The sequence below is a fragment of the Clostridium sp. ATCC 25772 genome (assembly GCF_001573875.1).
In the GTDB taxonomy this organism is placed as follows: domain Bacteria; phylum Bacillota; class Clostridia; order Clostridiales; family Clostridiaceae; genus Clostridium_J; species Clostridium_J senegalense.
Window position 1 is genome coordinate 25,088 of record NZ_LFRG01000035.1, and the last position, 13,505, is coordinate 38,592.

The following is a 13,505-nucleotide window of genomic DNA, read 5'->3' on the forward strand; positions in this document are numbered from 1 at the left end:
ATCCTTTCTATAAATATTGACCATAATTATATAGAATTTATTCTGATAAAGTTTTAGCTTTTTCTATAGCTTCTTCTATTGTTCCAACAAATAAGAATGCCGCTTCTGGAAGAGCATCATGCTTACCTTCTAATATCTCTTTGAATCCTTTTATAGTTTCTTTTAATGGTACATATTTTCCTTTTATTCCAGTAAATTGCTCACCAACTGTAAAAGGTTGAGATAAGAATCTTTGTACTTTTCTCGCTCTACTAACTACTATCTTATCTTCATCAGAAAGTTCGTCTACACCTAATATTGCTATAATATCTTGTAACTCTTTATATCTTTCTAATATGTGTTTAACTTTAGTTGCTACACCATAATGATCTTCTCCTATAATTCTTGGATCTAGCATCCTTGATGATGATTCTAAAGGATCAACTGCTGGGTATATACCCAACTCAACTATAGCTCTTGATAAAACTGTAGTTGCATCTAAGTGAGCAAACGTAGTTGCTGGCGCTGGGTCTGTTAAATCGTCTGCTGGAACGTAAACAGCTTGAACAGATGTTATAGAACCATTTTTAGTAGAAGTTATTCTTTCTTGTAATGCTCCCATTTCTGTTGCAAGTGTTGGTTGGTATCCAACGGCACTTGGTATTCTTCCAAGCAATGCTGATACCTCAGATCCTGCTTGGGTAAATCTAAATATGTTATCTATGAACAATAACACGTCTTGACCTTGATCTCTAAAATACTCTGACATTGTAAGTCCTGTTAGAGCAACTCTCATTCTAGCTCCTGGAGACTCATTCATCTGACCAAATACAAGAGCTGTTTTGTCTATAACTCCTGATTCTTTCATTTCATGATAAAGGTCATTACCTTCTCTTGTTCTTTCTCCAACTCCAGTAAATACAGAAAGTCCTCCATGTTGCTTAGCTATGTTATTTATAAGCTCTTGGATTAAAACTGTTTTACCAACTCCAGCTCCACCAAATAGACCTATTTTTCCACCACGCTGATATGGAGCTAAAAGATCTATTACTTTTATTCCTGTTTCAAATACTTCTGGTTCCACTGATTGCTCTTCAAATGAAGGTGCTGATCTGTGAATTGTATACAGGTTTTGTGCTTCAAAGTTACCTTCTTCGTCTATAGGTTTTCCTAATACATTAAATAATCTTCCTAAAACTGAATCTCCTACTGGTACTTGTATTCCTTTTCCAGTATCTACAGCTTTAAGTCCTCTTTTTAATCCTTCAGTGTTTTCCATAGCAATTGTTCTTACTATATCATCACCTATATGTTGTTCTACTTCAGCTATTATAGTTCTTCCATCCATTTTTATCTCTATAGCATTGTATATATTTGGAAGTGAACCCGCTTCAAACTTTATATCTATAACCGGTCCTATAATTTGTACAACGGTTCCTATTTTTTGTGACATATTATCCCTCCAATCTAACTAATTCTAGTTTTGTGCTTCTGCTCCACCTACTATTTCCGAAATTTCCTGTGTTATAGCACTCTGTCTTATTCTATTATATTTCAAGTTAAGTTTTTCTAACAAATCATCAGAATTTTTTGTAGCACCTTCCATAGCTTCCATTCTGTAACTTTGTTCACTACATTTTGCATGAATCATAGAATTTAATATTTTACTTGTAAAATATAAATTTACTACATTATCAAATAATATATCCGACCCATTTTCAAATTCTGCTTTTGATTCAATATTACTAAATTTACTCTTATCTATAGGTAATAATTGTTCAACTTCAATTTGCTTCTTTAATTGAGAAATAAATTTTGCATAAACAATATTCACTTCTGAAACTTCACTTTTTCTAAACATTTCAAATGCATCATTATACACAGTAGAAGCTTCTTTAGTAGTTGGAAGATCGCCAACTTCTATATACTCAGCCATAGTCTCTAGTTTGTATCTTCTAGCAAACGATCTTCCTTTCTCTCCCACCATTAAAATAAGAGCATTTTCTCTATCATTTCGAGTAATTTCTGCAACATGAGAAATCATAGAACTGTTAAAGGAGCCACATAAACCCATATCGGAGGTAAGCACAATATATAACTTCTTGGAACTTTTATTACTTTTGGTATAAATATTTTCCTCTTCATAACTATTGACTACTTCTGCAAATACATCTTCACATTGCTTAAAATAATCATTATTTGAAGATAATTTTTCCCTAACTTTTCTTAATTTTGAGGTAGAAACTAAGCCTAATGCCTTTGTTATTTTCTTGGTATTATTTATAGACTTAATTCTTCTCTTTATCTCAACAAGTCCTGCTGCGCCCATTTTCTCACCTCTATAGTTCTACTAAAAATTTTTGTTTAAACTCCTTTATGCCCTCTACAAGCTTTCCTTCTATTTCACTATCTAATTGTTTTCTTTCTCTAATTAGATCAGGAACTTCTTTATGATAAGTATTCATAAACTCTAAGAATTGCTTTTCAAATAATCTTATTTTAGATACTGGTATATCCATTATATGTTCATTTACTCCAGCATATAGAATCATTATTTGATCTTCAACAGCCATTGGTACATATTGATCTTGTTTTAATATTTCTATTAATCTCTTACCTTTTTCAAGTCTTTTTTTAGTATCCTTATCAAGGTCAGATCCAAACTGTGCGAAAGATGCAAGTTCTCTGTATTGAGCAAGTTCTATTCTTAAAGTACCAGTTACTTGTTTCATAGCTTTAATTTGAGCACTTCCACCAACCCTTGAAACAGATATACCTGCATTAACTGCTGGTCTTTGTCCTGAATGGAATAAATCCGCTTCTAAGAATATCTGTCCATCTGTAATTGATATTACATTTGTTGGTATATATGCAGTTACATCTCCAGCTAATGTTTCAATTATAGGAAGCGCCGTTAATGAACCTGCACCTAATTTATCAGAAAGTTTTGCTGCTCTTTCAAGTAATCTTGAATGAAGATAGAAAACATCTCCTGGGTATGCTTCTCTTCCTGGTGGTCTACGAAGTAATAATGACATTGTTCTATAAGCTACTGCGTGTTTAGATAAGTCATCATATACTATTAATACGTCTTTTCCTTGATGCATAAAGTGTTCACCCATACTACAACCAGCAAATGGTGCTAAGTATTGTAATGGTGCTGATTCAGAAGCGCTAGCTGATACAACTATTGTATAATCTAAAGCTCCCATTTCTTCTAATGTATTAACAATATGTGCTACTGTTGACTGTTTTTGTCCTATAGCTACATATATACAAATTACATCTTTTCCTCTTTGATTTAAGATAGAATCTAAAGCTAATGCTGTTTTACCTGTTTGTCTATCTCCAATTATTAACTCTCTTTGTCCTTTTCCTATTGGAATCATTGTGTCAATTGCCTTTATTCCAGTTTGCATAGGTTGTTTTACTGATTGACGTTCAATAACTCCTGGTGCATTAACCTCAACTGGTCTATGAGCTTCTGCATTTATTGGACCTTTTCCATCTATTGGATTTCCTAATGGATCAACTACTCTTCCTAGTAAATCAGCTCCAACTGGAACTTCAACTACTCTTCCAGTTCTATTTACTATATCTCCTTCTTTTATGCCCTCTTCTGACCCAAGCAAAACACAACCTACGTTGTCTTGTTCTAAGTTTAAAGCCATTCCATAAACATTGTTTGGAAATTCTAAAAGTTCACCTTCAAGACAATCATCTAAACCATAAACTCTAGCTATTCCATCACCTATTTGGATAATTGTTCCTGCGTCTACAGTATTTATTTTATTTTCATACTTCTCTAATTCTTTTTTTAGTATAGACGTTATTTCTCCTGGTTTTATATGCATATTCTCACCTCAATCCTGTATAAAGATGCCTTTATAAATTTTATAAATTCTTGCTATCTTCATAGTATTTATCTTTATGGTAAATTTGCTATTTAGCCATTCATGTTTCTTCTTAGTTCTATAAGTTTACCTTTTACTGTTACATCTATAACATCATCACCAACAGTTATATAAACTCCACCTAAGATTTTTTTATCTATGCTTTCTTCTATTATAAATTCTCTATTATAATAGTTTTTTAGCTTCTTTATTATTTGCTCTTTCTGTTCTTCATTTAATGGTTGAACAGTTTTAACTTTAGCAACTAATGGTTTGAATTTTTCACTAACATCTACTTTAATGTCTTTTCTTTCTTGCATTAGTTGCTTCATAGATTCCATTCTTCTTTTTATAGAGCCATCAATAACATCATCACCAATTTTTACGACCATTCCACCTAACAAACTTTCATCAATTTCTTCTAAAAGTATAATATCTTTTTTGTATTTGTTTTTTAATTTTACTTTTAAAGCTTCTCTTTGTTCATCTATTAGTGGAATTGTAGTCTTTACTTTAGCTTCTAACATATTATGACGTTCAAAGTAAATTAACCTAAATTGATTATATTTTTCTTTTAGATATAAAATTCTATCTTTATCTATTAAAAGAATTAAAAAACCTAATAGTTCAGGACTAACTTGATCTTCAAAAAGCCTTTTAAATATTGCCTTTTTTTCAGCTCGATGTATCTGAGGATGCTCTATTATTTTCATTAGTTCTTCGCTTTGCTCCATACTCTCTACAATGCTATTTAAATCCTCTAGAGTTTCTTCTAAAATTCCAGCCTTTTCGCAAACGTCATATAAAGCCTGTGCGTATCTTCTGTCAAGAAATTCATACATATTAATTACCTACCTTAGAAATAAACTCATCAATAAGTCTTCTATGTTCATCCTCATCAATTTTCTTTTCTAATGCTTTTTCTGCTAAGTTTAATGATAAATCAACAACTTGTGTTTTCATTTCATCCTCAGCTTTACGTTTTTCTCTAGCAATTTCTTGCTTAGTTCTAGAACGTAAAACATCACATTCTTTCTTAGCTTCTGCTATTATATCCACTGAAACTCTTTCAGCCTTCTCTTTATAAGCGTCAACTAATTTTTGTCCTTCATCTTTGTATTCTTTAATTCTTTCTTCTTGTTCTATTCTTAAGCTTTCAATTTTAGCTTCTTCTGACTTAGCATGATTTAACGCTGTTTCTACTTCGTCTCTTCTGCCATCAACCATAGCCATTGTTGGCTTATATATAAACTTTTTAATTATTAGAAAGAATATAAAAAAATTAATAATCGCTGCCGCAATCACACTTGGATTTATACCCATATGCTATCCTAACGTTGAAATAGTTAGGATTTTCACCTACCCTTCCTATTCTTTATTAGTATATTAGCCTACTTTAAATACTAATAATAATGCTATAAGGAAACCATATATTGCTGTAACTTCTGAGAACGCTGCACCAACTATTAATGCGTTCATTATTTTACCACTAGCATCTGGTTGTTTTGCTATAGACTCAACAGCTTTTCCTGCTGCATTTCCTGTTCCTATACCTCCACCTATAACTGATAGTGCTGCTATTCCTGCTCCTAATGCTGACATTCCTGCGATAAATGCTCCTGATTCCATAATAATAATCCTCCTTAAAATTCATATGTTTTAGTGTTCTGATATTGTTTTGATATTTATCATTGTTAACATTACAAATATTAATGTTTGTACTGCTCCATCAAATAAATCGAAGTAAAAATGGAACGGTATTGGTATACCTATAGTCGCTACAAAACCTAATTTACCTAGTGCACTATATATAAGTTCTATAATTACAGTTCCTGCAAATACATTACCAAAAAGTCTTAAACTTAATGATACTGGTAGCATTATTCTTTCAACTATATTTATTGGAAGTAACACTGGTATTGGTCTTGCATACCCTTTAAAGTATCCTAAGATTCCATTTTTCTTAATAGTATAAATTTGTATAACGAAGAAAGTAATTGCTGCTAATCCAAAGGTTACACTCAATTCTGATGTTGGTGGTTTTATGCCAAACATACCTACCATATTTAATGAAAGTATATATATAGCTAATGCAAATATATATGGCGCAAATCCTTCTTTGCCTTCCCCCATGTTTTCTAGGACAATGCTGTTGATTTTTAAAACTGCAACCTCAACTGCCGCTTGGATTTTTCCAGGAATTTTTTTCATATTAGCTTTATATAAAATTCCTAAAATTAAAGCTATACCTATAATGACCCACTGAACTACCATGCTCATTGTAATATCTATTGGGAATCCAAAAATATTATAGGTAACTAGCGGTAAAACTTCTTCCATAATAACACCCCTTTCTTTTATTTGTTCTTATACTTATTACCATATAATATAAAAGAAATAAACTGTAAGCTATAGCCCACTATAAATAGAATAAAACCAATTGTTGTATTCTTAATAATAAGTATAGATATTATCACTACTATTATTACCCTAATAAGTTTGCTAATTATAAGTACACTTTGTATATTGCTATTATCTTCTGATAGAAATTTATTTAATGAAACTGTGTTTATAACTAAATTTATAAATGCTATAGATAGTCCTGATGCAAAAAATAAAATCCTTTCACCTATTATAAAGTACCCTATTATAGTTACTGTTATTAATAATAATAAATCATATTTAAATATACTTTTTAAAAGCAACTTATTTTCTTTATGCAACTTCATTTCCTCGTTTCAATATTTTAATTACATTATAAGATTATATGCCTGGTGCTCATATAAATAAACAAGCTAATTTCACTGTATTCCTTGATATTTAATAGTGTACCTTAGTTGTTTGAAAATATTTATTTTTTAATGTGTTTTACTCTTTTTATCTCACTTTTACTACAGTATTAAATATTTCTCAGAACTCTAATTCATTTTTTTAACTTATTAAATTTTTTTTTACAAAATGAATAAATGGTTATGAATAACTTTTTTATTTATTATTCACTATTAATGACAAATGTATATTTTACACTCGTAATTTTGAAAGAAATTTTATTCAAAATTTCATTTTTTAGTAAATTATAAATATTTATTTTTCTGTATTTTCTGTATTTTGAATTGTTTTTTATGAATAAAGTCACTATTTGTTATATTAAACATTATTCCATGTATTGTCAATGTTTTTATGAATCTAGACTCATCTTTATGAAACATTGATTTGACTAGCATGAAATAATATGACCTTTTTCTACTTTTTATGACATAGGCATTTATGTATGAAATAATATTTTTTTATTAATTCATACATTAGCCCTAATCAAATCATTGATTTGGAGTTAATTGAAAAATTTAAATTCACAGTTCTCATGGAAGTAAATCGTTTTCTTCTTTACATTTCTCATTTTTTTACACCAACAACAATGAATATTGCCTCTTTTAATTATTTTTTCACTAACTTCATTTAAATATTCTTCTTTTTAATAAAATACTTATTTTTTTAAGATCCATTTCAAAATAATAAAATACACCTTAAATATTTTAAGATGCATTTAAATTAAATATTTTATTTCAAACCTTAATTGTTTTTATCTTCTTTTAATAATCCAACTTTCCAAGCTATAAAAGTAATAATAATAACAACTGTAGCAAGTAAAAAATAAGACTTTTTATTGCTTAATTGCATAGCTATTATTGCGATGCCTCCAAGTATAGCATTTATTAAATATATTATTATTACAGCTTGTTTTTGACTTAACCCCAAAGCTAGCAATCTATGATGAAGATGTCCATTATCACCTTGCATTATAGGTTTTCCACTAGCCTTTCTTCTTATAACCGCAAACAATGTATCATATATAGGAAGTCCCAGTGCTAACAAAGGAACAGCTATGACCAACGCTGTAGCAGATTTTATAGCTCCATTTATAGATATTGCAGCAAGTAAAAAACCTAACAATTGAGATCCTGTATCCCCCATAAATATACTTGCTGGATTGAAATTATATGGTAAAAATCCCATTATAGAGCCTGCTAATATAGCTGTTAAAAACACCGCATCCACTCTTCCATTTATGAAAGATACTATCATTAGAGTTAATGACGATATTATACCAACACCAGCAGCAAGACCATCTAATCCATCTATTAAATTAAATGCATTTGTAATCCCAATAACCCAAATAATAGTTAATGGTATTCCTATAAATCCTAAATTGATATAATCTTCACCTATATATAGTGGATTAGTCACAAAATTTACCCTCAATCCAAAGGCTACAAGTATAATAGCTGCTATAACTTGAAAAATCAATTTGTATTTAGGTCTTAATTCTCTAATATCATCTATAACTCCACCTAAAACAATTACACTAGCACCTAATATAAGTCCCAAATCATCCATGGAAAATTGTTCTTTGTTTATTATTACTCCTAAAATGAAGGCTATATATATAGCTACTCCTCCCATACGAGGTATAGGTTTTTTATGTATTCTTCTGTCATCGTCCGGAACATCAATTGCCCCAAATTTTATAGCTATCTTTTTTACAATAGGAGTTATCCATGCTGAAATTATACCAGTTAAAACCATTAATAAAAAAACTTTATTCATAATTAACCTTCCTACTTCGTTTTTAGTAAGAAATATCATCAGTTAAAGAATCGTCATTTTCTATCCACTCTTTAACTTCAACTTCTCTGTAAAAAGTATTTGTGTCTCTTATTATAACATTTTCTATACCAGCATTTATTATAAATCTTTTGCAAAGAGTGCATGGAGATGCATTTTTCACTAACTCGCCTGTATTATATTCTTTTCCAACTAAATATAAAGTAGATCCTATCATATCATGTCTTCTTGCTGATATTATTGCATTTTGTTCTGCATGGACAGACCTACAAATTTCATACCTTGTTCCTCTTGGAACATTCAACTCTTCTCTTTTGCAATGGCCTATATCACTGCAATTTTTTCTACCTCTAGGAGCACCAGTATAACCTGTTGCCATTATTTCATCATTTTTAACTATTATCGCTGCAAAATTTCTTCTTAAACAAGTTCCTCTTTCTAAAACAGTTTCACATATATCTAAGTAGTAATTATGTTTATCTATTCTGTTCATACATTAACCTCTCTTTTAATCACTGTTTATAACCTGATTTTTCTACTGTAAAATTTACTTTATCATTTATCATTCCTTTCTATTATATAGAATAAAAAAATAGTAAGCAAATAATATCGTTAATTATAAGTGTACAGCGTCTAAATTTAACTTATATATTAAATTTCACTATCCATTTGCAACTAACCACTATCCCCTAATATATAGTTGTCTTTAATCTTAAAATTTTTCACTTTCAGAGAATATAAATTGAAACCTTATAAAAATAGCTCTAAAAGCACATAATTTATTATGATTTTATAAATAATAAGTTAACAAAATTTCATTTTCTTGACTTTTATACCTTTCTTATATTACATTTTGTTATTATAGGGATATAAATTCTAGACTTAATTATAAATTAAAATTTAGAATAATGTTTTGTAACAATAATGATATTTTTCTTATTTATAATATCTAATACTACAGTTAGGAATGATTATATGATAAATTTTTATGCGAAAATTTTAAAAAAGTCTATTCTTTTCAATAGTCTATCAGAGGATGACATTATAAATCTAATTAAAAATTTGAATTACACAATATATGATAAATGTAAAAATTGTTTAAAATGTAAAAGTTGCGTCATAGCTCTAGAAGGAGAGCCTTGCAATAGTTTAGCTATTGTTTTGTCTGGTAGAGTTGAAATTCAAAAGCATTATTCTAATGGTAAAGTAGTTTCTCTTAGCACGCTTTATCCTGGAAATGCTTTTGGTGAAGCTATACTATTTTCCAAAGAACACAATTATCCCTCAACAGTTGTAGCTTATAAAAATACTGAGATTATTTATTTTTCAAAAGAAGATGTGTTATTGATGTGTAGCTTAAATCAAACTATTTTAAGAAATTTTATGGAAGTGCTATCTTCTAAAATACTAATGTTAAATAAAAAAGTTACAATCCTTTCATTAGAAAATTTAAGACAGAAAATTTGTTTTTTTATAATGGAAGAATACAAAAAACAAGATAGCTTAAAGCTTTCATTAAATATGTCTAAAAAAATACTTTCTGAACATTTAGGAGTCCAGCGCCCTTCTTTATCTAGAGAATTAATAAATATGAAAAATGAGGGTATAATTAATTTTGATAGAAAATCTATTGAAATATTAAATTTAGAAGAAATTAAGTATATATTAGGAATTTAAAAGATATTTCTAAAAATTTTAATAAAAATAATGATTTTCTATTGATAATTGCTTTCCAATGATATATAATAATATCATAAGGAATTTGGAAAAAAATTATAAATAAAAATATATTACTTTAAAAATATTATTTAAGTTTTAGGAGGGTTTTTATTATGAAAAAATTTGTTTGTACTGTGTGTGGATATATTCACGAAGGAGATTCAGCTCCAGAGTTTTGCCCTATTTGTAAAGCTCCAGCTGATAAATTTATAGAAAAATGTGAAGATGGAATGGCTTGGGCTGATGAACACAGAATAGGAATTGCTAAAGATATAGATGCTGAAGTTGTAGAAGGATTAAGAGCTAACTTTATGGGAGAATGTACTGAAGTTGGTATGTACTTAGCTATGAGCCGTCAAGCCGATAGAGAAGGCTATCCAGAAGTTGCTGAAGCTTATAAAAGAATAGCTTTTGAAGAAGCTGAACATGCTGCTAAATTTGCTGAAATATTAGGAGAAGTTGTAGCTGCTGATACAAAAGCAAACTTACAAGCTAGAGTTGATGCTGAACACGGAGCATGTCAAGGTAAAAAAGATTTAGCTACACTTGCTAAAAAATTAAACCTAGATGCAATTCATGATACAGTTCATGAAATGTGTAAAGATGAAGCTAGACATGGTGCTGCTTTTAACGGATTATTAAATAGATACTTTGGAAAATAGTATATAACAAAACAGTTTTAAGTTACATAACTTAAAACTGTTTTTTCTTATTCTCCTACACCAAAATCTGTGTTTTCAAAAAGAACTTCAACTCTAGAATCACTTTGTAAATAACTATATTTTTCTTGAAACCACCCTATAAGATTTTCATCTCTTTTTATATAAGTAGTATTTTCAACGAATATATTTACACACCCTTTTGAAAAATATTTTAAAAGATACTCAATATCTTTATCTATCATTTCTTTTGTTTGCCCTTCTATACCTATTAAAAGACATATGGACTCAAAATACTTTCTAACCTCTTTAGGTCCACTAAAAATAGCACCTTTTTTTAAAACTTTATTTCTAAAGTAATCATCAAAAGTTTCAATTCCACATTTAAATATTATTGGTATATTAAAAAACTCTCTAATTTCATCTAATCTATATCTATAACTCCAGTGACTTTCAAAAAACAATTTTTCTATATTCTTCTCTTCTACTATTCTTTTTATATCATTTAAAGTTTCTTTTGGAAGTTCAAATACACTTCCTGAATTTATTACTTCTAATGCTTTTAATTCACCGGTAACGTTTTTAAGAACTGTCTTATTTAACTCAATCATTTCTTTTTCATTTTCATCGTTATCATGTATATAATCACAGAAAGTACACCTCCCCCATACACATGGGCTCCCCTTTAAAAGAACAATCTCTCTTTCATTTTTTCCTTTTATTAAATTATATCTATCCACAACTATCACTCCATTTTTTCTTTAGTATTTATTATTACTTTCATAGCTTTTTATTATTTTTAAATTAAAAGTTAACTTTAAATCCTATAATAAGATAATTTCTTATTTTAATTTACACAACAAGTCTTTTTTATCATTTCAACTCTATAATTATATCACTTATAAAACTTATAAAAAATCTTATAAATTATAAACAATCAAATATAACTTTATACACAAATATGTTGATAAAATTCATATTTACTGTTTATAACTCTTTGTAAAAATTTAGAATCATTTTTTAATCACTCGATTTTTGTAATTTTTTGTAAAATTTATTGACATTTCACAATATAACAGTCACAATATAAATTGATACAAAATTTAATAAATTTATGATGCTTTTTAAAAATAAAAGTTAGGAGTAATTGTAATGGATGATAAAAATCTTACAGCTTTTGCGGAAGGTATACTTTCAATTTTTCCTATTTTTATGAAAAATTTTGGTAAAATAGATGACTTAGAAGAAAATCATTGTCTTCCTAATTCTCATAAAAATATATTATGCCTTTTAGATACTTTTGGAGTTTTAACAATGTCTAATATATCTAAAAAACTATGTATCAACAAGTGCAATTTGACACCAATAATCAACAATCTTATAAACTTAGATTTAGTTTATAAAATTGTAGATAACGACGATAGAAGAATTTATAATATACAATTAACTAGCAAAGGTGAAAGTTTTGTTGAGAATCAAAAGAATTTAACTATTTGTAAAATTAAAGAAAATTTATCTTCTTTTACAGAAAATGAAATAGAAGATATGATTTATCATTTAAACAGCATAAAGAAAATTTTATGTGATGTTAAATCTAGAGAAAAATAATTATTTATAACTTATAATAACACTAAAAAAGTACTTTAAAATAAGAATTATTTTAAAGTACTTTTTTATTAATTATTATTTTCAGGTTCTAATCCCATCCTAAAAATATCACCTAATACATTAAAACTCATTACTATAATTAATATCAATAATCCCGGAAACAACGCCAAATATATTTGATCTCCCATTCTTGATTGTGCCTGTTGTAACATACTTCCTAAGGATGACATTGGTTGTTGAACACCGAGCCCTAAGAAACTAAGAGCAGATTCTGTTAATATTGCATCTGCTACGTTTATGCTTGATGCTACTATTACTGTAGAAAGCACATTAGGTATAATATGCCTTTTTAATATATCTTTATTCGAAGCACCTAAAGCCTTAGAACATAACACATAATCTCGTTCTTTTATAGATAATGCTTCTGAACGGACAATTCTCGCTATACCCATCCAGCCAAATACACCTATTATTATTATTATATTTATTACACTAGGTCTTAAATAAGCATTTGCAATTAAAAGTAAAAAGAATAATGGTATGCTCATAAGCATATCTATAAACCTCATAATTATAGAGTCTACTTTTCCCCCTATTAATCCACTTAAAGCTCCAACTAAAGTCCCAATAAATACTGATACTATCATAGACATTATTCCAACTACTAACGATACTCTCGTACCATACATAGCCCTAGTAAAATAGTCCCTTCCTAACTCATCAGTTCCAAATATATGTTTCAAAGTTGGCCCTTCAAATTTTTGAACCAATTCTATTCTATTAGCATCATAGGGACTTAAAAATATAAATATTGAGCATATTACTATAATAAGTAATGATATTAAAGAAAATTTGGCTAATTTATTTTTTTTAAACTCTCTTTTTAATCTTTCCTTACATCCATCACTAAACATCCCTATCACCGTTGCCAAAAATTTATAAAAATCTATAAATCTTGTTTAATTCCTTATTCACCCTGTCTGATTTTGCAATGAATAAATTCATTTGCTACTCTCATTTGATA

15 protein-coding genes are annotated in these 13,505 nt (G+C 28.5%); 3 read left to right on the top strand and 12 right to left on the bottom strand.

The genetic code is table 11. The features are described from left to right. Positions 1–37: 37 nt before the first annotated feature. The 10 genes from atpD to AZI32_RS12520 all read right to left on the bottom strand — a co-directional run bounded on the left by atpD (position 38) and on the right by AZI32_RS12520 (position 8,988). Positions 38–1,432 carry a F0F1 ATP synthase subunit beta gene (atpD, locus tag AZI32_RS12475; protein WP_061996154.1) on the bottom strand — a complete coding sequence of 465 codons (1,395 nt, stop codon included), beginning with the start codon at positions 1,430–1,432 and terminating at the stop codon, positions 38–40. Between the two features lie 24 nt (positions 1,433–1,456). Then, positions 1,457–2,308 (bottom strand): ATP synthase F1 subunit gamma, encoded by an 852-nt coding sequence (gene atpG, locus AZI32_RS12480; RefSeq protein WP_061996155.1) that lies wholly within the window; start codon positions 2,306–2,308, stop codon positions 1,457–1,459. A 10-nt stretch (positions 2,309–2,318) separates the two neighbouring features. After that, entirely contained in the window at positions 2,319–3,833 is a 1,515-nt protein-coding gene (gene atpA / locus AZI32_RS12485; protein ID WP_061996156.1) for a F0F1 ATP synthase subunit alpha, read from the bottom strand. Positions 3,834–3,925: 92 nt separating this feature from the next. Then, a complete protein-coding gene (locus tag AZI32_RS12490) occupies positions 3,926–4,714 on the bottom strand; it encodes a F0F1 ATP synthase subunit delta (protein ID WP_061996157.1) in 789 nt (262 codons plus the stop codon). Position 4,715: 1 nt separating this feature from the next. Then, a complete protein-coding gene (locus tag AZI32_RS12495) occupies positions 4,716–5,195 on the bottom strand; it encodes a F0F1 ATP synthase subunit B (protein WP_061996158.1) in 480 nt (159 codons plus the stop codon). Between the two features lie 63 nt (positions 5,196–5,258). After that, positions 5,259–5,501 carry an ATP synthase F0 subunit C gene (gene atpE, locus AZI32_RS12500; protein ID WP_010293792.1) on the bottom strand — a complete coding sequence of 81 codons (243 nt, stop codon included), beginning with the start codon at positions 5,499–5,501 and terminating at the stop codon, positions 5,259–5,261. A gap of 30 nt (positions 5,502–5,531) precedes the next feature. Then, positions 5,532–6,212, bottom strand: coding sequence for a F0F1 ATP synthase subunit A (locus AZI32_RS12505; protein ID WP_061996159.1), 681 nt, complete (start codon positions 6,210–6,212; stop codon positions 5,532–5,534). Between the two features lie 17 nt (positions 6,213–6,229). Beyond that, positions 6,230–6,595, bottom strand: a complete 366-nt coding sequence (locus AZI32_RS12510; RefSeq protein WP_061996160.1) for an ATP synthase subunit I — start codon at positions 6,593–6,595, stop codon at positions 6,230–6,232. Between the two features lie 847 nt (positions 6,596–7,442). Beyond that, positions 7,443–8,477: an MraY family glycosyltransferase gene (locus AZI32_RS12515; protein WP_061996161.1), complete on the bottom strand. Its 1,035-nt coding sequence runs from the start codon at positions 8,475–8,477 to the stop codon at positions 7,443–7,445. 22 nt (positions 8,478–8,499) lie between these two features. Continuing rightward, the gene (locus AZI32_RS12520; RefSeq protein WP_061996162.1) at positions 8,500–8,988 is read right to left on the bottom strand and encodes a deaminase; all 489 of its coding nucleotides are present in this window, start codon (positions 8,986–8,988) and stop codon (positions 8,500–8,502) included. A gap of 482 nt (positions 8,989–9,470) precedes the next feature. Between AZI32_RS12520 and AZI32_RS12525 the strand changes: the two genes are divergently transcribed. Beyond that, positions 9,471–10,172, top strand: a complete 702-nt coding sequence (locus tag AZI32_RS12525) for a Crp/Fnr family transcriptional regulator (RefSeq protein ID WP_061996163.1) — start codon at positions 9,471–9,473, stop codon at positions 10,170–10,172. A gap of 155 nt (positions 10,173–10,327) precedes the next feature. Beyond that, positions 10,328–10,876, top strand: coding sequence for an NADH peroxidase (locus tag AZI32_RS12530; protein WP_061996164.1), 549 nt, complete (start codon positions 10,328–10,330; stop codon positions 10,874–10,876). Positions 10,877–10,923: 47 nt separating this feature from the next. On the opposite strand, the gene AZI32_RS12535 is transcribed toward AZI32_RS12530, so the two are convergent. Then, positions 10,924–11,613: a hypothetical protein gene (locus AZI32_RS12535; protein WP_061996165.1), complete on the bottom strand. Its 690-nt coding sequence runs from the start codon at positions 11,611–11,613 to the stop codon at positions 10,924–10,926. 412 nt (positions 11,614–12,025) lie between these two features. Here AZI32_RS12535 and AZI32_RS12540 point away from each other — a divergent pair, with 412 nt between their 5' ends. Beyond that, the gene (locus AZI32_RS12540) at positions 12,026–12,481 is read left to right on the top strand and encodes a MarR family transcriptional regulator (RefSeq protein WP_061996166.1); all 456 of its coding nucleotides are present in this window, start codon (positions 12,026–12,028) and stop codon (positions 12,479–12,481) included. A 68-nt stretch (positions 12,482–12,549) separates the two neighbouring features. Here the strand turns inward: AZI32_RS12540 and AZI32_RS12545 are convergent, their stop codons facing one another. After that, complete coding sequence (locus AZI32_RS12545) at positions 12,550–13,395, bottom strand: ABC transporter permease (RefSeq protein ID WP_061996167.1); 846 nt, start codon at positions 13,393–13,395, stop codon at positions 12,550–12,552. Between the last annotated feature and the right edge of the window lie 110 nt (positions 13,396–13,505).

Coding starts and splice junctions, on each gene's coding strand:
- atpD (WP_061996154.1), bottom strand. CDS start 1,432: ATGTCACAAAAAATAGGAACCGTTGTACAAATTATAGGACCGGTTATA.
- atpG (WP_061996155.1), bottom strand. CDS start 2,308: ATGGGCGCAGCAGGACTTGTTGAGATAAAGAGAAGAATTAAGTCTATA.
- atpA (WP_061996156.1), bottom strand. CDS start 3,833: ATGCATATAAAACCAGGAGAAATAACGTCTATACTAAAAAAAGAATTA.
- AZI32_RS12490 (WP_061996157.1), bottom strand. CDS start 4,714: ATGTATGAATTTCTTGACAGAAGATACGCACAGGCTTTATATGACGTT.
- AZI32_RS12495 (WP_061996158.1), bottom strand. CDS start 5,195: ATGGGTATAAATCCAAGTGTGATTGCGGCAGCGATTATTAATTTTTTT.
- atpE (WP_010293792.1), bottom strand. CDS start 5,501: ATGGAATCAGGAGCATTTATCGCAGGAATGTCAGCATTAGGAGCAGGA.
- AZI32_RS12505 (WP_061996159.1), bottom strand. CDS start 6,212: ATGGAAGAAGTTTTACCGCTAGTTACCTATAATATTTTTGGATTCCCA.
- AZI32_RS12515 (WP_061996161.1), bottom strand. CDS start 8,477: ATGAATAAAGTTTTTTTATTAATGGTTTTAACTGGTATAATTTCAGCA.
- AZI32_RS12520 (WP_061996162.1), bottom strand. CDS start 8,988: ATGAACAGAATAGATAAACATAATTACTACTTAGATATATGTGAAACT.
- AZI32_RS12525 (WP_061996163.1), top strand. CDS start 9,471: ATGATAAATTTTTATGCGAAAATTTTAAAAAAGTCTATTCTTTTCAAT.
- AZI32_RS12530 (WP_061996164.1), top strand. CDS start 10,328: ATGAAAAAATTTGTTTGTACTGTGTGTGGATATATTCACGAAGGAGAT.
- AZI32_RS12540 (WP_061996166.1), top strand. CDS start 12,026: ATGGATGATAAAAATCTTACAGCTTTTGCGGAAGGTATACTTTCAATT.
- AZI32_RS12545 (WP_061996167.1), bottom strand. CDS start 13,395: ATGTTTAGTGATGGATGTAAGGAAAGATTAAAAAGAGAGTTTAAAAAA.